Source organism: Bradyrhizobium sp. STM 3561, assembly GCF_045571455.1.
GTDB classification, from domain to species: Bacteria; Pseudomonadota; Alphaproteobacteria; order Rhizobiales; family Xanthobacteraceae; genus Bradyrhizobium; species Bradyrhizobium vignae.
Window position 1 is genome coordinate 838,596 of record NZ_CP120695.1, and the last position, 18,962, is coordinate 857,557.

19 protein-coding genes are annotated in these 18,962 nt (G+C 62.7%); 9 read left to right on the forward strand and 10 right to left on the reverse strand.

The features are described from left to right. Positions 1 to 143 precede the first annotated feature (143 nt). Both P6U28_RS03570 and P6U28_RS03575 read left to right on the forward strand, forming a co-directional pair. Positions 144 to 476 carry an MmcQ/YjbR family DNA-binding protein gene (locus P6U28_RS03570; RefSeq protein ID WP_407121757.1) on the forward strand — a complete coding sequence of 111 codons (333 nt, stop codon included), beginning with the start codon at positions 144 to 146 and terminating at the stop codon, positions 474 to 476. A 497-nt stretch (positions 477 to 973) separates the two neighbouring features. Next, positions 974 to 1,150, forward strand: a complete 177-nt coding sequence (locus tag P6U28_RS03575) for a hypothetical protein (RefSeq protein ID WP_160118873.1) — start codon at positions 974 to 976, stop codon at positions 1,148 to 1,150. Positions 1,151 to 2,553: 1,403 nt separating this feature from the next. On the opposite strand, the gene P6U28_RS03580 is transcribed toward P6U28_RS03575, so the two are convergent. Continuing rightward, entirely contained in the window at positions 2,554 to 3,540 is a 987-nt protein-coding gene (locus P6U28_RS03580; protein ID WP_122406827.1) for a cysteine synthase A, read from the reverse strand. A 386-nt stretch (positions 3,541 to 3,926) separates the two neighbouring features. Further along, positions 3,927 to 4,295, reverse strand: coding sequence for an antibiotic biosynthesis monooxygenase (locus tag P6U28_RS03585; RefSeq protein WP_122404836.1), 369 nt, complete (start codon positions 4,293 to 4,295; stop codon positions 3,927 to 3,929). Between the two features lie 95 nt (positions 4,296 to 4,390). Here P6U28_RS03585 and P6U28_RS03590 point away from each other — a divergent pair, with 95 nt between their 5' ends. Then, positions 4,391 to 4,864, forward strand: coding sequence for a MarR family winged helix-turn-helix transcriptional regulator (locus tag P6U28_RS03590; RefSeq protein WP_407121758.1), 474 nt, complete (start codon positions 4,391 to 4,393; stop codon positions 4,862 to 4,864). Between the two features lie 30 nt (positions 4,865 to 4,894). Here the strand turns inward: P6U28_RS03590 and P6U28_RS03595 are convergent, their stop codons facing one another. Beyond that, a complete protein-coding gene (locus P6U28_RS03595; protein ID WP_407121759.1) occupies positions 4,895 to 5,800 on the reverse strand; it encodes a LysR substrate-binding domain-containing protein in 906 nt (301 codons plus the stop codon). 94 nt (positions 5,801 to 5,894) lie between these two features. Here P6U28_RS03595 and P6U28_RS03600 point away from each other — a divergent pair, with 94 nt between their 5' ends. Beyond that, entirely contained in the window at positions 5,895 to 6,872 is a 978-nt protein-coding gene (locus tag P6U28_RS03600) for a Bug family tripartite tricarboxylate transporter substrate binding protein (RefSeq protein WP_407121760.1), read from the forward strand. Between the two features lie 109 nt (positions 6,873 to 6,981). Here P6U28_RS03600 and P6U28_RS03605 read toward each other — a convergent pair whose 3' ends face one another. The 5 genes from P6U28_RS03605 to P6U28_RS03625 form a co-directional block, all read right to left on the reverse strand. After that, positions 6,982 to 7,188 (reverse strand): DUF2158 domain-containing protein, encoded by a 207-nt coding sequence (locus P6U28_RS03605; protein ID WP_122404833.1) that lies wholly within the window; start codon positions 7,186 to 7,188, stop codon positions 6,982 to 6,984. Positions 7,189 to 7,551: 363 nt separating this feature from the next. Continuing rightward, positions 7,552 to 8,295: an HAD family hydrolase gene (locus P6U28_RS03610; RefSeq protein WP_407123196.1), complete on the reverse strand. Its 744-nt coding sequence runs from the start codon at positions 8,293 to 8,295 to the stop codon at positions 7,552 to 7,554. 5 nt (positions 8,296 to 8,300) lie between these two features. Further along, a complete protein-coding gene (gene hemF, locus P6U28_RS03615) occupies positions 8,301 to 9,188 on the reverse strand; it encodes an oxygen-dependent coproporphyrinogen oxidase (RefSeq protein WP_407123197.1) in 888 nt (295 codons plus the stop codon). A 20-nt stretch (positions 9,189 to 9,208) separates the two neighbouring features. After that, positions 9,209 to 9,841, reverse strand: a complete 633-nt coding sequence (queE, locus tag P6U28_RS03620) for a 7-carboxy-7-deazaguanine synthase (protein WP_407121761.1) — start codon at positions 9,839 to 9,841, stop codon at positions 9,209 to 9,211. Beyond that, on the reverse strand, positions 9,838 to 10,314 hold the full coding sequence (locus P6U28_RS03625) for a tRNA (cytidine(34)-2'-O)-methyltransferase (protein ID WP_407121762.1): 477 nt from the start codon (positions 10,312 to 10,314) through the stop codon (positions 9,838 to 9,840). The genes queE and P6U28_RS03625 overlap by 4 nt, the downstream gene beginning before the upstream one ends. A 278-nt stretch (positions 10,315 to 10,592) precedes the next feature. Between P6U28_RS03625 and petA the strand changes: the two genes are divergently transcribed. From petA to P6U28_RS03650, 5 genes are all read left to right on the forward strand, one after another. Further along, on the forward strand, positions 10,593 to 11,123 hold the full coding sequence (petA, locus tag P6U28_RS03630; protein WP_011085272.1) for a ubiquinol-cytochrome c reductase iron-sulfur subunit: 531 nt from the start codon (positions 10,593 to 10,595) through the stop codon (positions 11,121 to 11,123). A 62-nt stretch (positions 11,124 to 11,185) separates the two neighbouring features. Next, positions 11,186 to 13,258, forward strand: a complete 2,073-nt coding sequence (gene fbcH / locus P6U28_RS03635; RefSeq protein ID WP_122404828.1) for a cytochrome b/c1 — start codon at positions 11,186 to 11,188, stop codon at positions 13,256 to 13,258. Between the two features lie 246 nt (positions 13,259 to 13,504). Further along, on the forward strand, positions 13,505 to 14,179 hold the full coding sequence (locus P6U28_RS03640) for a dienelactone hydrolase family protein (protein ID WP_122404827.1): 675 nt from the start codon (positions 13,505 to 13,507) through the stop codon (positions 14,177 to 14,179). Between the two features lie 305 nt (positions 14,180 to 14,484). Beyond that, positions 14,485 to 16,650: an anthranilate synthase component I gene (locus tag P6U28_RS03645; protein ID WP_407121763.1), complete on the forward strand. Its 2,166-nt coding sequence runs from the start codon at positions 14,485 to 14,487 to the stop codon at positions 16,648 to 16,650. A 148-nt stretch (positions 16,651 to 16,798) separates the two neighbouring features. Beyond that, positions 16,799 to 17,338 carry an adenine phosphoribosyltransferase gene (locus tag P6U28_RS03650; RefSeq protein WP_122404825.1) on the forward strand — a complete coding sequence of 180 codons (540 nt, stop codon included), beginning with the start codon at positions 16,799 to 16,801 and terminating at the stop codon, positions 17,336 to 17,338. 115 nt (positions 17,339 to 17,453) lie between these two features. On the opposite strand, the gene P6U28_RS03655 is transcribed toward P6U28_RS03650, so the two are convergent. Next, on the reverse strand, positions 17,454 to 18,122 hold the full coding sequence (locus P6U28_RS03655; protein ID WP_407121764.1) for a hypothetical protein: 669 nt from the start codon (positions 18,120 to 18,122) through the stop codon (positions 17,454 to 17,456). A 62-nt stretch (positions 18,123 to 18,184) separates the two neighbouring features. Beyond that, complete coding sequence (locus tag P6U28_RS03660) at positions 18,185 to 18,937, reverse strand: hypothetical protein (RefSeq protein ID WP_122404823.1); 753 nt, start codon at positions 18,935 to 18,937, stop codon at positions 18,185 to 18,187. Positions 18,938 to 18,962 lie beyond the last annotated feature (25 nt).

Genomic DNA, 18,962 nt, shown 5'->3' on the forward strand with positions numbered 1-18,962 from the left:
TTGTCGTTTGCAAGTGAAGAGTGGTCGGCTCTAGCCACGGTAGCGGACATCTTCGGCTCATGCGCGCAGGACGGCTTTTGACCCCGTGTTAAAAGCCGCGACTCGGCTAGAATATCGGAGAGCTGTTCTTTCACGAGGTGCCGATGGCCACGGGCGCAGACCTTCGCCGCATAGCCCTGTCGCTGTCCGAGACGACGGAGGCCCCCCACTTTGATCGCGCCGCTTTCAAGGTGGCCCGGATTTACGTGACCCTCGCCGCTGACGGCAAGACGGCCAACTTCAAGTTCACGCCGGACGAGCAGGAGCTCAAATGCGTCGTGGCGCCGGAGGCGTTCGCTCCGGTACCGAACGCTTGGGGCAAGCAAGGCTGGACCACGGCAACACTGGCGAAGCTGACACCGGGCGAGCTGAAGTCGGCACTTGAGACAGCGTGGCGCCACGCTCTACCGAAAGCGCGGAATTCCAAACGCGACTGAGCAGTGCTTGTCCCTTGGAATGCGCTGAGACGGCAGACTTGTCGGACACCGTTCGCTTCCAACCGAAGTCGAGAGGCAATGACATCTGATGGTATTGCTCCAGTCTCGGGTTCAAGAACTGACGTCTTGCGTCAGGACGTGTGCCGAGGCTGCCAAATTTGGTGGCTTCGTCACAAGATTTGACACATCGAGCAAATCGTAAAAGAGCAAAATCGGCAAAATCGAAACAGCCCGCGCTGCACCGGCCGCGCGGGCTTTGCTATGCTGTCGTGAATAATTGGGGCGCTATGCATGAGGCTGGGCTGAAACCGGGCCGCTTGTGGCAACGCAAGCGCTCCGGATGGTCCGTTCGCCTCGTTTCAGGGTACGATCGAATGCGACGAACTCGGACACTCGTTCGACAGAGGCCGGACCTTGTCCGCGCCGGCCGCCAATTTCGTGTCTGCCCCGCCGAAAAGGAGTAGAGTGTCCCAGGGTCACATCCGAGGAGCAGCACCATGATCCAACTCCCCGAGCTGGTTCCCGCCAGGATCGACCGGCATGTCTTCGCGATCATGCCCAACACGATGCCGCCTCGAGATCCTGATGACGATGAAGACGATGAAGAGGAAGAGCAGGACGATGAGGACCAGACCGACGAACCGCCGGTCGTGCGCGAGCCGGACGAGGACTAGGCGGGACGTTTGGACGTAACCTGAGCTTCGGTGGCTGCGATCCCCGGCTTGCGTGCGGCGCGCTGGCGCGTCCGGCGATCGTCAAGTCGATCTGATTCCGAGAGCAGCGGGCAGGCGCTAGCTGCACCAAGCTTCTCGGCGCAGCAGTGCGTCGGCGTTCGCGGGTAGAGGAGGTGAGCATGACTCTCATATGGCTTGGCGTGCTCCTCGTTTTCGGCGGCGTTCTCCAAATGGCGTTTCAACCCATCTGGCGAGGCCGATTCAGCGGCGGAAGGTGGCTTCGCTCCGGGCGTGACACGCTGGAGCCTGAAAGGCCAGGCAGCGGCTTCGGCATCAAATCGAACTGGCCTGGAGTTGCGATGGTCGCGCTCGGCGGCGCTTTCTTGCTGGCCGGAGCTGCCATCTGAGTTGAAACGCATGTTTCGGGCGTTGCCTGTTATCTGCCGCGCCAATGTGCCAGCGCGCAGGTTATGGTGTCTGATTGAGATCGATTTTCCGGCATTGAGGGCAATACAACCTAAGCTTACGATGACCCGACACTCCCGAGCCCAGTGCACGGGATTCAATCCGCAGATCTTTGATCGCATTCAACAACAGCGGGGCCAGTCAGTTAGAAAGCTCCCGGCCTCTAGTGATTATCCTATCTGACCGTGACCGGTGAGACACTGTCCCCATTTTTGTGAGATCTACGAAATGCACGAAGCCATTGTCCGCTCTGCCACTCAACTCGATCTGGCCGGAGTGTTGAACCTCTACCAACACCTTCATCCGCATGAGCCTCCGCTGGAAACGATGAAGGCTGAGCGCGTTTGGAAGACCTTGCTTACTTCCGACTTCATGACCGTGATCGTGGCGCAAACAGCAGAACTGCTTGTATCCTCGTGCACTCTCGCGGTTGTGCCGAACCTTTCTCGGGGCGCTCGATCATACGGGGTCATTGAAAACGTGGTGACTCACGCTCAGTACCGCAACCTGGGGCTTGGCCGGCGGGTGCATACGCGCTTGATGTTGCCGCGCGCGCCGATTGCTACAAAGTCCATTTGGCGACCGGTTCGAAGCGAGAGACGACGTTACGGTTCTACGAGAGCGCCGGGTTCGATCGTGGGGAAAAAACCTACTTCGAAGTGCGACGTTCCTAGCCTGTGGTGTCATAGACGAGAACGGCAAGCTCGGGCCGGCATGACTTCCGTTGTTGGCCCGAAGGCGAAGATTGCGGCGAATGCCCGCAAGCCATCAATGGAGACGGGATGGGACATTTGCGGAGCCGGGGCCGGCTCGCCGCGATTGGCTCGATGCCGAGTCTACAGGTCGGAACGAACTTGAGCCGTCACGACCCATATTGCCGCCTTGAGTCTGACCCCATCAGGTCCAACATGTGCTGCTGAGGCTCTCGATGCCGGTTGCTATCGCATCCAATGCGGGGTGGGCAGGTTCTTCTTGCGCAGAAATTCCGGGTTGAACAGCTTGGATTGATAGCGTTGTCCGCCATCCGCAAGGATGGTCACGATGGTTTTGCCCGGACCGAGGTCGCGCGCGAGTCGCATCGCTCCAACAATGTTGATGGCGCTGGATCCACCGAGCACAAGCCCTTCGTGCTCGATCATATCGAATAGAATGGGCAACGCCTCCTCGTCCGTGATCTGATACGCTGCATCAATCGGCGTGCCTTCCAGGTTCCTGGTCACACGCACTTGCCCGATCCCCTCAGTGATCGAGTCTCCTTCGGTCGTGAGCTCTCCCTTGGTGAACCAGTTGTAGAGCGCGGCCCCCATGGGATCGCTGAGCGCGATTCTGATGGCCGGATTGCGCTCCTTGAGGGCTCGTGCAACCCCGCCCAAAGTCCCGCCGCTGCCGACAGCACAGGTAAAGCCATCAATCTTTCCGCCGGTTTGTTCCCAAATCTCCGGCCCGGTCGTGCGGTAATGGCCCTCACGATTGGCAACGTTGTCGAACTGGTTAGCCCAGAATGCACCGAGTTTTTCGGCGAGCTGACCGGAATAGCGGGCGTAATGACCCGGATTTGAATAGGGAACGGCGGGGACCAGTCGCAGGTCCGCGCCGCACAACCGCAGCATATCCTTCTTTTCCTGACTCTGAGTATCGGGCATCACGATCACGCTCCGATAGCCGCGTGCATTCCCGACGAGCGTAATGCCGATGCCGACATTTCCCGCCGTGCCTTCGACGATGACGCCGCCCGGCCTGAGCTTGCCACTTCGCTCAGCATCGTTGACTATGGCGAGGGCCGCGCGATCCTTTATCGATCCACCAGGATTGAGAAACTCGGCCTTGCCGTAGATCTCGCAGCCTGTGGTCTCCGACGCCATTCGCAGCCTGATCAATGGCGTATTGCCGATGGAGTCCAAAAATCCCGTTCGGATACCGTTCATCGCGTGCCCGCCTTCGCGCTCCCGCAACTTTAGGCTGCTCAGCGGACAATTCCGTTCTCTAGTTCAGGCGATATCAGCAACGACTTTGGCGTCCCGCCCAGAAAATCGGCAATTGTATTCCCACACCGTGTTTCATTTCGGCTTGTGACCAAAGGCGAAGATCGCGCGGCGCGCCATTCATTGGCGAGGAAGGACCCCGAGCCTCGCGTCACCGCCAGCGCCGGGACCAATAGCGGGAAGCCCCACGGCATTACGCTCGCGTGTGACGCAAGCACTTCAGTGAGAACCGCGGAGATTCAGAACGTTGCAATCGTCACCAGTGCCGTCGCGCCGGCTATCGGATGAAGAATCTTGACCATTGTCCAAGTCCAGCTCGTGCCGGGCGATCACGCGACGCAGATGTCGGGCACCGCGACCTTTTGGAACAGGTGAGGGGAAGCGACGGCGGAAGAGGGATAGGCCGAGATCTTCGATCTGAACTCAGGGTGCGTGAACGCGGCGCGGAAATGGGCGCTCGATTCCCAGACGGCATAGTTCAGGTAGGTCGGGCGATCGCCGATCGCGCGGTGAAGCTGGGTGGAGATGAAGCCGGGCTGCCGCTTCATGAAGGCAGCATCGTCCTGCCAGACCTGGAGGAAGCTCTGCTCGTCGGCATTGTCGAGCGTGAAGACATTCACCAGCACAACGGGACCGGCGTCGATGCCGAGTTGGCGATCGATCGGAAATGTGGGGTCGAGAGGACGCAGGAATGGCATGAAACCTCCGATATTTGGTTGCATGATGTCAATATGGTACGATACGTCAAATACTAAATTGACATAATGATGTCAATATAACTTTATGGTGACAGATGCTGAAATCCCAACGAACGCCGGCCGGCGATGCTTTGACCGACCTCATGCTCGACCTGTTCCGGCTCAACAGTCTGCTCTTGACCGCAGGCGACCGCTTGGTGGCGCGGCTTGGGCTGACGAGCGCGCGCTGGCAAATTCTCGGCGCAATTGTTCATGCCGAGCGATCCCAGCCGGTCGCATGGCTGGCCCGCGATCTCGGTGCCAATCGCCAGAACGTGCAGCGGATCGTCAACGACCTGCACGCGGAAGGGCTTGTGGCGTTCGAGGCCAACCCGCACCATCGGCGTGCCCAACTTGTCGTCTTGACCGAGAAGGGACGGCGCGCTTTCGATGCCGCCATGGCTTTGCAGGCGCCTTGGATCAACGGCCTTTCGGAAGGGCTCGCGATCAAGGATCTGCAAGCCGTTCATCGTGTGGTCACGGCTCTTCGGAAGAAACTGGAGAGCAACGATCCAGATGATCTGAAATGATCACTCCGCGACCTCGGGAGTTCCGGGACGTCAGATCCTGGGCCTTTTCTTTGCCATCGCCCGAACCAGGCTCAAGAATTTCTTGAGGACCGGCGACGGATCGTCTCGCCGCCAGGCCAAACCAAGAAAGGCCTTTGCCGAGGCATCTGCAAGAGGAAGATAAGCGACCCCTTTCATGCGCGCGCTCTGCATCGTTGAAGGCACCAGCGCGATGCCCAGTCCGGCCGCCACCAGGCCGAGTGCCGATGTGATTCTGGGGGCCGGCTGGCCAAGACGAGGTGCAAATGCAGCTCTATGGCAAGCTGCGATCGTCTCGTCGTGCAAACCGGTTCCGGCCGGCCCGATCATGATGAACTGTTCGTTTGCAAGGCTCTTCAGGGAAACTGCCTTGGATTTGGTTCTTGCCGCGCGGTGACGGCTTGGCAAGGCGACGACCAAAGGCTCCTCTTGAAGAGGGGCGACGATGACTCCGTCTGCATGGATCTGGGGCGCGCGCACGAAGGCAACGTCCATCTGGTCGTTGTTGAATTGCGCAACGATGTCATTGCTCAGCCCCTCATGCAACACGAGGCAGACCCGCGGATTGGCTTCCCTGAAGCATCGAATCGAGTCTGGAACGAACGGGTTAAAGGGCGCTGTTGGCGCAATTCCGATAGACAGAGTGCCCTGTTCGCCGCGTGCCGCACGCCGGGTCGCATCAATCGCGCGATCGAACTGTGCAAGGACCGCCTTGGCTTCGCTTAACAGGACTTGACCCGCGACGGTCATTTCGACGCCGCGAGGCGTGCGACGGAAGAGTTGAACGCCCAGATCTCGTTCCATCAGGCTGATCTGTCGGCTGAGAGGCGGCTGCTGAATATCAAGGCGCTCCGCTGCGCGGGTGATATGTCCTTCCTCGGCAACCGCAACGAAATATCTGAGGCGACGTAGGTCCACAGCATACCCTGAAAGTATCAAGATCGGCCTAAGCATATCATAGCGGAATGATGGTCCAAACGTTAGTTGTACGGCCGGCAGCAAGGAGGGCGACATGCAACTGCGCAGGCGCGATTTTGTGAACGCCGCGTTGGCGACGATAGGGACATCAGTTCTGCCTCGGATCGCCTTGGCCGAAGGCTACCCGGCGCGAAGCGTACGGCTTGTTGTCGGATTTCCCGCCGGAGGGCCGGTCGACATCGCCGGTCGCTTGATCGCCCCATGGCTTTCCGAGAGACTCGGTCAGGAGTTCGTCATCGAAAACCAGCCGGGGCAGAGCGGGAATGTGGCGACGAGATCGGTGGTCAAGTCAGACCCTGACGGTCACACGCTTCTCGTTTGTGGACCGGTGAACACTATCAACTCGACCCTTTTCAAAGGGCTCGACTTCGATTTCGCCCGTGATATCGCGCCCGTTGCGTTCTTGTATCGGGTCCCGCTGGTGATCGAGGTGCATCCCTCAGTTCCAGTCCGGACGGTCACGGAATTTATCGCCCACGCCAAGGCCAACCCGGGAAAGCTCAAGATCGGATTCGCGGGCCACGGTACGCCTCAGCACATCGGCATCGAACTGTTCAGGACGATGACCGGCATCGATGTTGCGCTGGTGCCATATCTCGGTTCAACGCCCGCGCTCGCCGCACTGTTGGCAGGAAGCATTGACGCAATGTTCGACCCCATGCCCTCGTCGATTGCGCACATCAGGCGAGGCGAGCTCATTCCGATTGCGGTGACAACTTCGAACAGGTCTGCGAGTCTGCCCGACGTGCCGAGTGCCGCCGAGACTGTCCCTGGCTACGAGGCCGGTTCATGGTTCGGCATAGGTGCTCCCAGAATGACGCCGACAGACATTGTCGAAAGGCTCAACCGGGAGGTTAACGCCGCGCTCGAGAACGCCGCCATGAAGACCAGGATTGCAGAACTCGGGGGAACGAGCATCCTCGGTTCATCCACACAATTCTCCGAGTTCATCGCCCAAGAGACTGAGAAGTACGCCGGCGTCATCCGCTCGGCAGGAATCGAAGCTAATTGAGAAGCCGTTCCCCCTCCTGGCCGCTGCACGACACCAGCGATGTCCGCTATTGGCAAAAGCGGACATCGGGAGCACCGGAGCGGAAAGCTCCGGCCCGACGAGGATGCACCTACTCCTCGTCCTCATTCTCGTCTTCGTCGTCCTCTTCCTCATCTTCCTCGACCTGCATCAGCACGGCGAGCGGCAGCGTCTCGCGGAACAGGTCGCCTTCCATGCCCATCCAGAGGCAGAGCGCCTCGTTTTCCTTCACCTCCGCGACGGTCAGCGGCTGGCCGCCGGATTTCAGCATCACGACATCGCCGGCTTTCAGATCCATGGATTGTCCTTTCGGGTTGATCGACGCGGGGGAGGCTAGCAGGCAGTCATGACACGCCGATCACGCGAGGCGCATGCCGGCAAAGCGCGCCGGTGCCGCGCGGCACCTCTCCCTGCGGGACCCTGCGGGAGAGGTGACCCCGAGTCCCGAGCGCGCATCGATTCAACCAAAACTCATCCGCTTTGGCGAACGGGCGCAGCTCGCGCGGAAGCCCTGCCCATCGCATGCATTGCGACGATGGCATTATGCCCCTGTTTTGCCCGACGGGTCAAAGGCGATTCGTAAAATCCGTAAGCCTTTGATTTTGCAGCAGCGCCCTACTGTGCATGGGGTTGTTTTCGCAGTTTTTGTTGTCCTGCCCGGTTACGGCTGGTCCGGCACGAGCTCAGTCAGCGAGCGGATGATGCGGTCGGGCTTGACCGTCGATCCCTCGGGCAGGCCATCGCCGTGCACGTCCATCCAGATCGCATAGATGCCGAGGCGCTGCGGCGTCACGACCTCCCATTCCAGATTGTCGCCGATCATCCAGGTATCCTCAGCGGTGACGCCGAGCGCCTCCATCGCGTGCAGATAGGCGCGCTCCTCGGGCTTGCCGAAGCCGTGCTCGCCTTCGATCTGGATGTGATGGAAGCGGTGCGCCAGCTCGAAGCGCTCGACCTTGGCGCGCTGCATGTCCGCGGCGCCGTTGGTGACCAGTGCGAGCTTGATGCCGAGCGCCTTGAATTGGTCGATCGCCTCATGCGCACCGGGGAAGACGAACATCTCCTCCTCGCGATAGGCGGTGAAGCGGTCCGCGAGGCGAATGGCGAGATCGTCGGGCAGGGCCCGGTGGCCGGCGCCCGCGAGCGCGGCAAAACCGCCCTTGACCGTGAGGTGACGGGCCTCGGCGAGCTTCATTCGCCACGCCGGCTCCGCATTGGCCCAGAAGTTTCGCGCGAACGCGAGCACGGCCGTTGCGACCATCGGCGGCGGCAGCGGCGCCAGTTCCTCGGCGAACTCGGCCGTGATCGTGTTCCAGGCGATCTCGGGCCGGCCATAGGCCGACAGGATGGTGTCGTCCATGTCGATCAGCATGGCGCGCGGGAGCGGCTTTGCGGCGGGCTTCATCGTGGTCACGGCCACTTCACCTCCGGAGGCAGCGACGACAGGATCGAGTCCACATTGCCGCCGGTCTTGAGTCCGAAGATGGTGCCGCGGTCGTAGAGCAGGTTGAACTCGACATAGCGGCCGCGCCGGATCAGTTGCTCCTCGCGGTCTGCCGCGGTCCAGGCGCTCGCGAAATTGCGCCGCACGATCTCGGGATAGATCTTCAGGAAGGCGCGGCCGACGTCCTGGGTGAAGGCGAGGTCGGCATCCCAGTCGCCGCTGTCGTGCCAGTCGTAGAAGATGCCGCCGATGCCGCGCGCCTCTTTCCGGTGCGGCAGGTAGAAATACTCGTCGCACCATTTCTTGTACTTGTCGTATTCGGCAACGCCGCTGTGCTGGTTGCAGGCCTGTTTCATCGCGGCGTGGAATGCGATGCTGTCGGCATCGTCCTGCGTCCGCCTTCGCTCCAGCACCGGCGTGAGGTCGGCGCCGCCGCCGAACCAGGCTTTCGTGGTGACGACGAAGCGCGTGTTCATGTGCACCGCGGGCACGTTCGGATTGCGCATGTGCGCGATCAGCGAGATGCCGGAGGCCCAGAATTTCGGATGCTCCGCGGCGCCCGGAATCTGGGCGCGAAACTCGGGCGCGAATTCGCCTTGCACCGTCGAGCAGTGCACGCCGACCTTCTCGAACAGGCGGCCATGCATCATCGACATCACCCCGCCGCCGCCAGGCGCGCCAGAGTGGTCGGTGCGCTGCCAGGGCGTGCGCTTGAAGCGGCCGGCTTCGCCCGGATAGATGCTTTGCGGTGCGTCATCCTCGAGCTGCTCGAAGCTCGCGCAGATGTCGTCGCGCAAGCGCTCGAACCAGGCGCGGGCGCGGGCCTTGCGGTCTTCGATTGTCGAGGCGTCCATATTCATTTGCCGGTCGCGTCCTATCTGATGCCGAGCGATTTGTGCGTCTGCACGCTCAGCCGCCATTGCGGATGGCGCAAGCAATAGTCGATCGCGCGCGCGGTGTTCTCGACGACCTCGGGCCCGTCCATCGGCTGCAGCGAGAAGCGTTCGAAGGCGAGGTCCTCAAATGCTTCGGGCATCGCCAGCGCCTGGGGATAGACCAGCTTCAGCTCGTGGCCACGCCGCAGGACCAGCTCGCTGCCGCCCTTGGGGCTGACGCAGATCCAGTCGAGCCCCTCAGGAGCCGCGATCGTGCCGTTGGTCTCGACGCCGATCTCGAAACCTCTCGCGTGCAGCGCGTCGATCAGCGCGGCGTCGACCTGGAGCAGCGGCTCGCCGCCGGTCAGAACCACGTAGCGGTTGGCGGCGGATGCCGTCCATTGCGCGGCGATGGTGTCGGCGAGTTCCGCAGCCGAGCCGTAGCGGCCGCCGAGGGTACCATCGGTTCCGACGAAATCCGTATCGCAGAACTTGCAGGTCGCTTCCCCGCGGTCGGCCTCGCGGCCGCTCCAGAGGTTGCAGCCGGCAAAACGACAGAACACGGACGCGCGCCCGGCATGGGCGCCTTCGCCTTGCAGGGTCAGGAAGATTTCCTTGACCGCGTAACTCAAATCTCTCTCCTCAGTCCTTCTTCGGCGTTCCGGATCTGCCGCAGCGCCTCGCCTGCGGCCATGGCGGCTGCCATCGCCACATTGAGCGAGCGCAGCCCCGCCTTGATCGGGATCACCAGGCGCGCATCGGCGGCCTCGACCACCGCGTCGGTGACGCCGGCGCTCTCGCGCCCGAATAGCAGGATGTCCGAGTTCTGGTAACGAAAATCGCGGTAGTCGGTGGCGGCCCTGGTCGTGAACAGCAGCAGCCGGTAGCCCTGGCCTGCGCGCCAGTCCTCGAATTTCGACCAGGAGTCGTGACGGGTCACGCTGACGTGGTCGAGGTAATCCATTCCCGCCCGGCGGAACAAGCGGTCGGAGAAGGAGAAGCCGGCGGGCTCGATGATATGGGCGGCGAACCCCAAGCAGGCGCAGAGCCTGAGAATCGTGCCGGTGTTCTGAGGAATGTCAGGCTGGAAGAGCGCTATCTGCATGGGCGGCGGCGGGCTGGTTGCGGGCGCAAAATGTCTCAATAAAACATCGCACCCCCGGGAATTCGTGCATTGCACGCTCCCGCGCCGATAGCGGGCTTGCGCTCGCCCGGCAAGGGTGCCAATAGAACGATTCTGGACTGCTGTTTTCCCCGTTTGGGCGTGAGCAAGCAAAGTTCTGCCGCCGCGGGGGGCCGCGGGCGCCGGCAGCCTTTCCGGGGACCTCATGGGCGCCCCCCGGAGCGGTTCCACCGGTCGCATAAGAAGAAAGGGTTGGAATCGTGACGACAGCGTCTTCGGCGGACCATCCGACACGCCGTGATTTCTTATTCGTTGCAACGGGGGCAGCTGCAGCAGTAGGGGGCGCGGCTGCGCTCTGGCCCTTCATCTCCCAAATGAATCCTGATGCCTCGACCATCGCCGCCGGCGCGCCGATCGAGGTCGATCTCAGCCCGATTGCGGAAGGCCAGGACATCAAGGTGTTCTGGCGCGGCAAGCCGATCTACATCAGCCACCGCACCAAGAAGCAGATCGACGAGGCGCGCGCCGTCAACGTGGCGAGCCTGCCCGATCCGCAGTCCGACGAGGCCCGGGTCAAGTCCGGCCACGAGCAGTGGCTGGTCGTGATCGGCATCTGCACCCATCTCGGCTGCATCCCGATCGCTCACGAGGGCAATTACGACGGGTTCTTCTGCCCCTGCCACGGTTCGCAGTACGATTCGTCCGGCCGCATCCGCCAGGGGCCTGCGCCCGCGAACCTGCCGGTCCCGCCGTACCAGTTCGTTTCCGATACCAAAATCCAGATCGGCTGAGCCTCGGACTATCGTCCGAAGCTTCGCGCCGTCTCGTCGTTTTATTTCCTCAGGATCGCATCATGAGCGGACCATCCGACTACCAGCCGAGCAATCCGGCCCTGCAATGGATCGAGCGGCGTCTGCCGATCTTTGGTCTCATCCACTCCTCCTTCGTCGCCTATCCCACCCCGCGCAACCTGAACTATTGGTGGACCTTCGGCGCCATCCTCTCCTTCATGCTGGCGATGCAGATCCTGACCGGCGTGGTCCTGGCGATGCACTACACGCCGCAAGCCGATCTCGCCTTCAAGTCGGTCGAGCTGATCGTTCGTGACGTGAACTACGGCTGGCTGCTGCGCAACATGCACGCGGTTGGCGCCTCGATGTTCTTCGTCGCCGTCTACGTCCACATGTTCCGCGGCCTTTACTACGGGTCGTACAAGGAGCCGCGGGAAGTGTTGTGGATCCTCGGCGTCATCATCTACCTCCTGATGATGGCGACCGGCTTCATGGGCTACGTGCTGCCGTGGGGTCAGATGAGCTTCTGGGGCGCCACCGTCATCACCAACCTGTTCTCCGCCATTCCCTATGTCGGCGAGAGCATCGTGACGCTGCTGTGGGGCGGCTATTCGGTCGGCAACCCGACGCTGAACCGCTTCTTCTCGCTGCACTATCTCCTGCCGTTCGTGATCGCGGGCGTGGTCGTGCTGCACGTCTGGGCGCTGCACGTCGCCGGCCAGAACAATCCTGACGGCGTCGAGCCGAAGACGGAAAAGGACACGGTGCCGTTCACGCCGCACGCGACCATCAAGGACATGTTCGGCGTCGCCTGCTTCATGCTGCTGTACGCCTGGTTCATCTTCTACATGCCGAACTATCTCGGCGACGCCGACAACTACATTCCGGCGAACCCGGGCGTGACGCCGCCGCACATCGTGCCGGAATGGTATTACCTGCCGTTCTACGCGATCCTGCGCTCGATCCCGAACAAGCTCGCGGGCGTCGTCGCGATGTTCGGGGCGATCATCATCCTGTGCTTCCTGCCTTGGCTCGACAGCGCCAGGACCAGATCGTCGAAGTACCGTCCGCTCGCCAAGCAGTTCTTCTGGATCTTCGTCGTGGTCTGCATCCTGCTCGGCTATCTCGGCGCCCAGCCGCCGGAAGGCATCTACGTCGTCGCCGGCCGGGTCCTGACGGTCTGCTACTTCGCCTACTTCCTGATCGTGCTGCCGCTGCTCGCGCGCATCGAGAAGCCGCGGCCGGTGCCGAACTCGATCTCTGATGCGGTGCTCGCCAAGACCGGCAGCCGATCGACACCGATGGTCTCGACCGCGATCGTGCTCGCGCTCGCAGGATCATTGTTCGCGGGCTCGATCGACAGCGCGAAGGCGTCTGAAGGCGGCGACAACCCGCCGGCCAACAAATGGTCGTTCTCGGGCCCTTTCGGTAAGTTTGATCGCGGCGCGCTGCAGCGCGGCCTGAAGGTCTATAAGGAGGTCTGCGCCAGCTGCCACGGCCTGTCCTATGTCGCCTTCCGCAACCTCGCTGAGCCCGGCGGGCCCGGCTATTCGGTGGCGCAGGCGACGGCCTTCGCATCGGACTACAAGATCAAGGACGGTCCGAACGATGCGGGCGACATGTTCGAGCGTCCGGGCCGGCCGGCGGACTATTTCCCCTCGCCGTTCCCGAACGAACAGGCTGCGCGCGCCGCGAACGGCGGTGCGGCGCCGCCCGACCTGTCCCTGATCACCAAGGCGCGCTCCTATAAGCGCGGCTTCCCCTGGTTCGTCTTCGACTTCTTCACCCAGTACCAGGAGCAGGGCCCGGACTACGTCGCGGCGGTGCTTCAGGGCTTCGAGGAGAAGGTGCCGGAGGGCGTCACCATCCCGGAGGGCTCGTACTACAACAAGTACTTCCCGGGCCATGCCATCAAGATGCCGAAGCCGCTCAGCGACGGCCAGGTGACCTATGACGATGGCTCACCGACCACGGTCGCGCAGTACGCCAAGGACGTCACCACGTTCCTGATGTGGACCGCCGAACCGCACATGGAAGCGCGCAAGCGCCTCGGTTTCCAGGTGTTCGTGTTCCTGATCATCTTCGCGGGCCTGATGTACTTCACCAAGAAGAAGGTCTGGGCCGCCTCGCACTGAGAGCGGCGCGAGACTCGATGAATGAAAAAGCCCCCCGCAGGGGGCTTTTTTGTTGACGCAACTCGCCGTCATTCCGGGGCGCGCGAAAGTGCGAATTATGGTGCGCGATTGTGCACCTGAGAATCTCGAGATTCCGGGTTCGGTGCTGCGCACCGCCCCGGAATGACGGGAGTGTGGATTGCGTCGCGCCCGCCTAGCCGCCACAATAACCCTCAACCGCTCCCCCAAATCTCACCGGAGGACACCATGGGAACCACCATCACCTTCAAGCGCCCGGACGGCAAGGACGCCTCGGGCTATCTCGCCAATGCCGCGCGCGGCAATGCGCCGGGCGTGGTCGTGATCCAGGAATGGTGGGGCCTGTCGGACCAGATCAAGGGCCTGTGCGACCGCTTTGCGCTCGCGGGTTTCGATGCGCTGGCGCCCGATCTCTACAAGGGCAAGGTGGTGCCCTATCACGACACGGAGAGCGCCAACAAGGAGATGAACTCGCTCGACTTCATGGACGCGACCACGCAAACCGTGCGCGGTGCCACGCAATATCTGTCACGCAATGGCGCCAAGGTCGGGCTGACCGGGTTCTGCCTCGGCGGCGCCGTGACCATCATCGGTGCGACCAAGATCCCGGAGCTCGCGGCCGGCGTCGTGTTCTACGGCATTCCGCCGGAGCAGGCGGCCAAGCCTGCGGACGTCAAGATTCCGCTCCAGGCCCATTTCGCCAATAAGGACGATTGGTGCACGCCGGAGCTGGTCAGCGGCTTCGAGAAGGCCATGAAGGCTGCCGGCAAGTCGCTGGAGCTGTTCCGCTATGATGCCGAGCACGCCTTCGTCAACGAGCAGCGCCAGGCCGTGCACGATCGCGAAGCCGCCGAGCTCGCCTGGGGCCGGGCGACGGAGTTTTTCCGGAAGCATCTGGGGTAATCGCTCGTAGCGCGGACGGAGCGCAGCGCAATCCGGGGACTTTCCAATTGGGCGCGAGCCCCGGATTACGCTGCGCTCCATCGTGCCTCACCCTTGACGCCGCCCCCGCGCCATGGTGAGTATCCGCCCCATGAGCACCGCCGTCCGCCCAGCCCGTCTTTGGTGGCGCACCTCCTGACGAGGTGGCCGGTGCGATTTCTTTTCCCAAGATCGTCGAAGGTCGCCAGCACAGCGCGGCGGCCTGATCGTTTGTCCTGTGTGGCGTTCCCTCGGCAAGTCTCGTAAGAGGACCCCAAGAGGATCACATGAACAGGACCGTCTTTGCCCTTCCGGCCAGAAGTGAGTACGCGACCCGCGCGGGTCTTGCGATCACGCGCGTGGCCGAGCAATTTACCGGCGGCGCCAACAGGCTCGACGATCTCGTCAGCCTGCTCGACCGCCGCCGCGGCGTCGTGCTGTCCTCGGGCACGACCGTGCCTGGCCGCTACGAAAGTTTTGACCTCGGCTTCTCCGATCCACCCCTCAGGCTCGAGACCGCTGGGGTCAATTTCAAGCTGGAAGCGCTGAACGCACGCGGGCAGGTGCTGATCGCCTTCCTCGCCGACGTCCTGCGCGAGCCGTGCGTGGTGATCTCCGAAAAGTCGGCGACGCGCCTTGCCGGTCACATCATCCGCGGCGATGCCCCGGTCGAGGAGGACCAGCGCACCCGCCGCGCCAGCGTGATGTCGCTGGTGCGCGACCTCGTCGCTGCCTTCTCCGCCAATGATGACGGTCTGCTCGGCCTGTTCGGTGCCTTCGCCTACGACCTCGTGTTCCAGATCGAGGACCTCGTGCAGAAGCGCCCGCGCGAGGCCGACCAGCGCGACATCGTGCTGTACGTGCCCGACCGCCTGCTTGCCTATGACCGCGCCACCGGCCGTGGCGTGGTGCTCTCTTACGACTTCGCCTGGAAGGGCAAATCGACGGAAGGCCTGCCGCGCGAGACCGCCGACAGCCCATATATGAAGACACCGCGCCAGGGCTTTGCCGATCACGCCCCCGGCGAATATCAGGCCACCGTCGAGACCGCGCGCGCAGCCTTCGCGCGGGGCGATCTGTTCGAGGCGGTGCCGGGCCAGCTGTTCGCCGAGCCCTGCGACCGCTCGCCGGCCGAAGTGTTCCAGCGCCTCTGCGTCATCAATCCGTCGCCCTATGGCGCGCTGATGAATCTCGGCGAGGGCGAGTTTCTCGTCTCGGCCTCGCCCGAGATGTTCGTGCGCTCGGACGGCCGCCGCGTAGAGACCTGCCCGATCTCGGGCACGATCGCACGCGGCACCGATGCGATCGGCGATGCCGAGCAGATCCGCCAGCTCCTGAACTCGGAGAAGGACGAGTTCGAGCTCAACATGTGCACCGACGTCGACCGCAACGACAAGGCACGCGTTTGCGTGCCCGGCACCATCAAGGTGCTGGCGCGCCGCCAGATCGAGACCTACTCAAAGCTCTTTCACACCGTCGATCACGTCGAAGGCATGTTGCGTCCCGGCTTCGACGCGCTCGACGCCTTCCTCACCCATGCCTGGGCGGTGACCGTGACCGGCGCGCCGAAGCTCTGGGCAATGCAGTTTGTCGAGGATCACGAACGCTCGCCGCGGCGTTGGTATGCCGGTGCAATCGGCGCGGTGAATTTCGACGGCAGCATCAACACCGGCCTCACCATCCGCACCATCCGCATGAAGGATGGCCTCGCAGAGGTGCGCGTCGGCGCCACCTGCCTGTTCGACTCCGATCCCGCCGCGGAAGACCGCGAGTGCCAGGTCAAGGCGGCTGCACTGTTCCAGGCGCTGCGCGGCGATCCGCCGAAGCCGCTGTCGACCTTCGCGCCCGATGCCACCGGTTCGGGCAAGCAGGTGCTGCTGATCGATCACGACGACAGCTTTGTCCATATGCTCGCCGACTATTTCCGCCAGGTCGGCGCCAGCGTCACCGTGGTCCGCTATGTGCATGCGCTCGACATGCTCAAGCAGAAGAGGTGGGATTTGCTGGTGCTCTCGCCCGGTCCCGGACGTCCTGAGGACTTCGGGATCAAGAAGACCATCGATGCGGCGCTGGAGCAGAAGCTGCCGGTGTTCGGCGTCTGCCTCGGCGTGCAGGCCATCGGTGAATATTTCGGCGGCGAGCTCGGCCAACTCAGCCATCCCGCCCACGGCCGGCCCTCGCGGGTCCAGGTGCGCGGCGGGCGCCTGATGCGCAACCTGCCGAACGAGATCGTCATCGGCCGTTATCACTCGCTCTTCGTCGAGCGCGATAGCATGCCGGAGGTGTTGTCCGTCACCGCCAGCACCGAAGACGGCGTCGCCATGGCGCTCGAGCACAAGACCCTGCCGGTCGCCGGCGTGCAATTCCATCCGGAATCGCTGATGTCGCTGGGCAACGAGGTGGGCTTGCGTATTGTCGAGAATGCGTTCCGGCTGGATGCTGGGACGAATTGAATGAGTGTCGTCATTGCGAGGAGCCCGCGACAAAATTGCGAAGCAATTTTGCGCTGGCGACGAAGCAATCCAGACTGCTGCCGCGGAGAAGAACTGGATTGCTTCGCTTCGCTCGCAATGACGGTGGAGAAGCCAGAGCGAGATAACCATGACCTTTGACCACGACATCAAGGCGAGCGTCCGCACCATCCCGGACTATCCGAAGCCCGGGATCATGTTCCGCGATATCACGACCCTGCTTGCGGATGCCCGCGCGTTCCGCCGCGCCGTGGACGAGCTCGTCAATCCCTGGGCCGGCAACAAGATCGACAAGGTCGCCGGCATGGAAGCCCGCGGCTTCATCATCGGCGGGGCGGTGGCGCACCAGCTCTCGGCCGGCTTCGTGCCGATCCGCAAGAAAGGCAAGCTGCCGCACACCACCGTGCGCATCGCCTATTCTCTCGAATACGGCATCGACGAGATGGAGATGCATGTCGACGCCATCCAGCCCGGCGAGCGCGTGATCCTGGTCGACGACCTCATCGCCACCGGCGGCACCGCCGAAGGCGCGGTGAAGCTGCTGCGCCAGATCGGCGCCAACGTCGTCGCCGCCTGCTTCATCATCGACCTGCCCGAGCTCGGCGGCGCCACCAAGCTGCGCGCCATGGACGTGCCGGTGCGCACGCTGATGACGTTCGAGGGGCATTGAGCGGACAAGAAATACAGTCCGTCTTATAACGCCATTGGCTGCGGCCTCGGTTCACCTCTCCCCGTGGTCGACCGTGGTCGGGAAAGGTGGGCACCAAGTCGGCGGCCCAAGAAGCCTACGATCGTTGCAGGATCAGGCTGAGCTCGAGCTCCCGGAAGGCGATGTAATTCCGCCGGGTCCATTGGTGCAGCTCGGTGGAAGAGTCCTTCTCCTGGCGCAGATAGCCGGTGAAGGAGAAGGTCAGCCGGTCGATATAGGTTTTGAGGAAGCCGGGCAGCGCCGGTAAGCGGAACAGCCGGCCGCCTTCCATCGCGGCCGGCAATTCGCCGCGCACGACATATTCGTTGTCGACCGTGATCAGATTCATCCGCGGGATCTGCCCGCGCAGCATCTCGTGGGCGCGGGCCGAGACGCGGTCTGTGTCCGCGACGAACAGGATCTGCGGCGCGACGTGGCGGCGTGCGGCTTCCTTCAGAAGGCCGATCTCCTCGGTCATCTTGAAGAATTCGTCGAAGGCATGGAAGCCGAGATCGATCACCTTGGCGAGGCCGTCATCGACGATGACGCGGTCCATCAGCTGCATCTTGCCGTAGGTGTCGATCACGTCGGCGGTCTCGGTGATGCCAGGCAGGTAGTCCAGCAGCGACGGCTCCTTCAGGTTGACGTCGAAGGCCGCGACATTGCCGTTCTTGAGCAGCAGGAATTCGGCGAGCAGCCGCGCCAGCAGGGTCTTACCGACCTGCGGGCGGGGCGAGCAGATGATGTAGATGGGCGTTGCGGGCATTATGGACTATTATTTGAGCGAACTCGTCGCCCAATCCAGCCGTATCCGCCCAATGGCCGCAACTATTTTTCGCTGTTGCGGGTCACCGGCTTCGAACCGACGATGTCGGTCAGGCGGATGCGGTCGAACTCGCTCCAGACGTTCGCCAGCCAGTGCCGGACATAGCCGCGCAGCACGAACGAATAGTTGGCGGCATCGTCGTTGATGCCCTTGTTGGCGACGAATTTCAGGAACGGGACGGAAGACACCTCGACCTGCTCATAGGCCATTTCGTTGAGCTTGGGGATGGTCAGCTCGGTCGCGTCCTTGATGCGGTGGAAATACGAATTGTAAGTCGCCTGGTCCCACTGGAAGAACTGGGTGTCATTGATGAAGTTCTTCACCAGGAAATATTTTGCGCCGCCCATGAAGCCGGCGGTCTCGGCGATCTCCTCCAGCGAGGCGATCGAGGGTCCCAGGATGTGGAACACGGCAAAGGTGATTTGGCCGGCCTTGGCGGCGTCGAGGAACCCGATGTCGCGCAGCGAGGCCAGCGCCGGCGAGAGCAGGCCGGCGCGGACGTCGATCACGGTCACCGACGGGCTCACGGTATTGAGCGTGTCGAAGATCTTCATCTGGTCGGCCGTGGTCGTCATGTCGACGATCTCGGTGATGTCGGGGTGGAAGCGCTTCAGGGTTCCGCGCGGAGACTCTGTGTCGAACGCGCGCGTCGGCACGTTGTTGGCTGAGAAATAATCGAGCAAGGTACGCGACACCGTGGTCTTGCCGACCCCGCCCTTGTCCGCGCCCACCACAACCACTGCCGGCTTTGCCATTGCTGTCCCCTAACGCGCCCCCGAT

What these genes read in the sequence shown, in the direction of transcription:
- P6U28_RS03640 (WP_122404827.1), top strand. Translation starts at nt 13,505, where the DNA reads ATGGGAACCACCATCACCTTCAAGCGCCCGGACGGCAAGGACGCCTCG.
- P6U28_RS03585 (WP_122404836.1), bottom strand. Translation starts at nt 4,295, where the DNA reads ATGCCATTCCTGCGTCCTCTCGACCCCACATTTCCGATCGATCGCCAA.
- P6U28_RS03605 (WP_122404833.1), bottom strand. Translation starts at nt 7,188, where the DNA reads ATGGATCTGAAAGCCGGCGATGTCGTGATGCTGAAATCCGGCGGCCAG.
- P6U28_RS03655 (WP_407121764.1), bottom strand. Translation starts at nt 18,122, where the DNA reads ATGCCCGCAACGCCCATCTACATCATCTGCTCGCCCCGCCCGCAGGTC.
- P6U28_RS03645 (WP_407121763.1), top strand. Translation starts at nt 14,485, where the DNA reads ATGAACAGGACCGTCTTTGCCCTTCCGGCCAGAAGTGAGTACGCGACC.
- fbcH (WP_122404828.1), top strand. Translation starts at nt 11,186, where the DNA reads ATGAGCGGACCATCCGACTACCAGCCGAGCAATCCGGCCCTGCAATGG.
- P6U28_RS03625 (WP_407121762.1), bottom strand. Translation starts at nt 10,314, where the DNA reads ATGCAGATAGCGCTCTTCCAGCCTGACATTCCTCAGAACACCGGCACG.
- hemF (WP_407123197.1), bottom strand. Translation starts at nt 9,188, where the DNA reads ATGGACGCCTCGACAATCGAAGACCGCAAGGCCCGCGCCCGCGCCTGG.
- P6U28_RS03580 (WP_122406827.1), bottom strand. Translation starts at nt 3,540, where the DNA reads ATGAACGGTATCCGAACGGGATTTTTGGACTCCATCGGCAATACGCCA.
- P6U28_RS03660 (WP_122404823.1), bottom strand. Translation starts at nt 18,937, where the DNA reads ATGGCAAAGCCGGCAGTGGTTGTGGTGGGCGCGGACAAGGGCGGGGTC.
- P6U28_RS03570 (WP_407121757.1), top strand. Translation starts at nt 144, where the DNA reads ATGGCCACGGGCGCAGACCTTCGCCGCATAGCCCTGTCGCTGTCCGAG.
- P6U28_RS03650 (WP_122404825.1), top strand. Translation starts at nt 16,799, where the DNA reads ATGACCTTTGACCACGACATCAAGGCGAGCGTCCGCACCATCCCGGAC.
- P6U28_RS03590 (WP_407121758.1), top strand. Translation starts at nt 4,391, where the DNA reads ATGCTGAAATCCCAACGAACGCCGGCCGGCGATGCTTTGACCGACCTC.
- P6U28_RS03575 (WP_160118873.1), top strand. Translation starts at nt 974, where the DNA reads ATGATCCAACTCCCCGAGCTGGTTCCCGCCAGGATCGACCGGCATGTC.
- P6U28_RS03610 (WP_407123196.1), bottom strand. Translation starts at nt 8,295, where the DNA reads ATGAAGCCCGCCGCAAAGCCGCTCCCGCGCGCCATGCTGATCGACATG.
- P6U28_RS03600 (WP_407121760.1), top strand. Translation starts at nt 5,895, where the DNA reads ATGCAACTGCGCAGGCGCGATTTTGTGAACGCCGCGTTGGCGACGATA.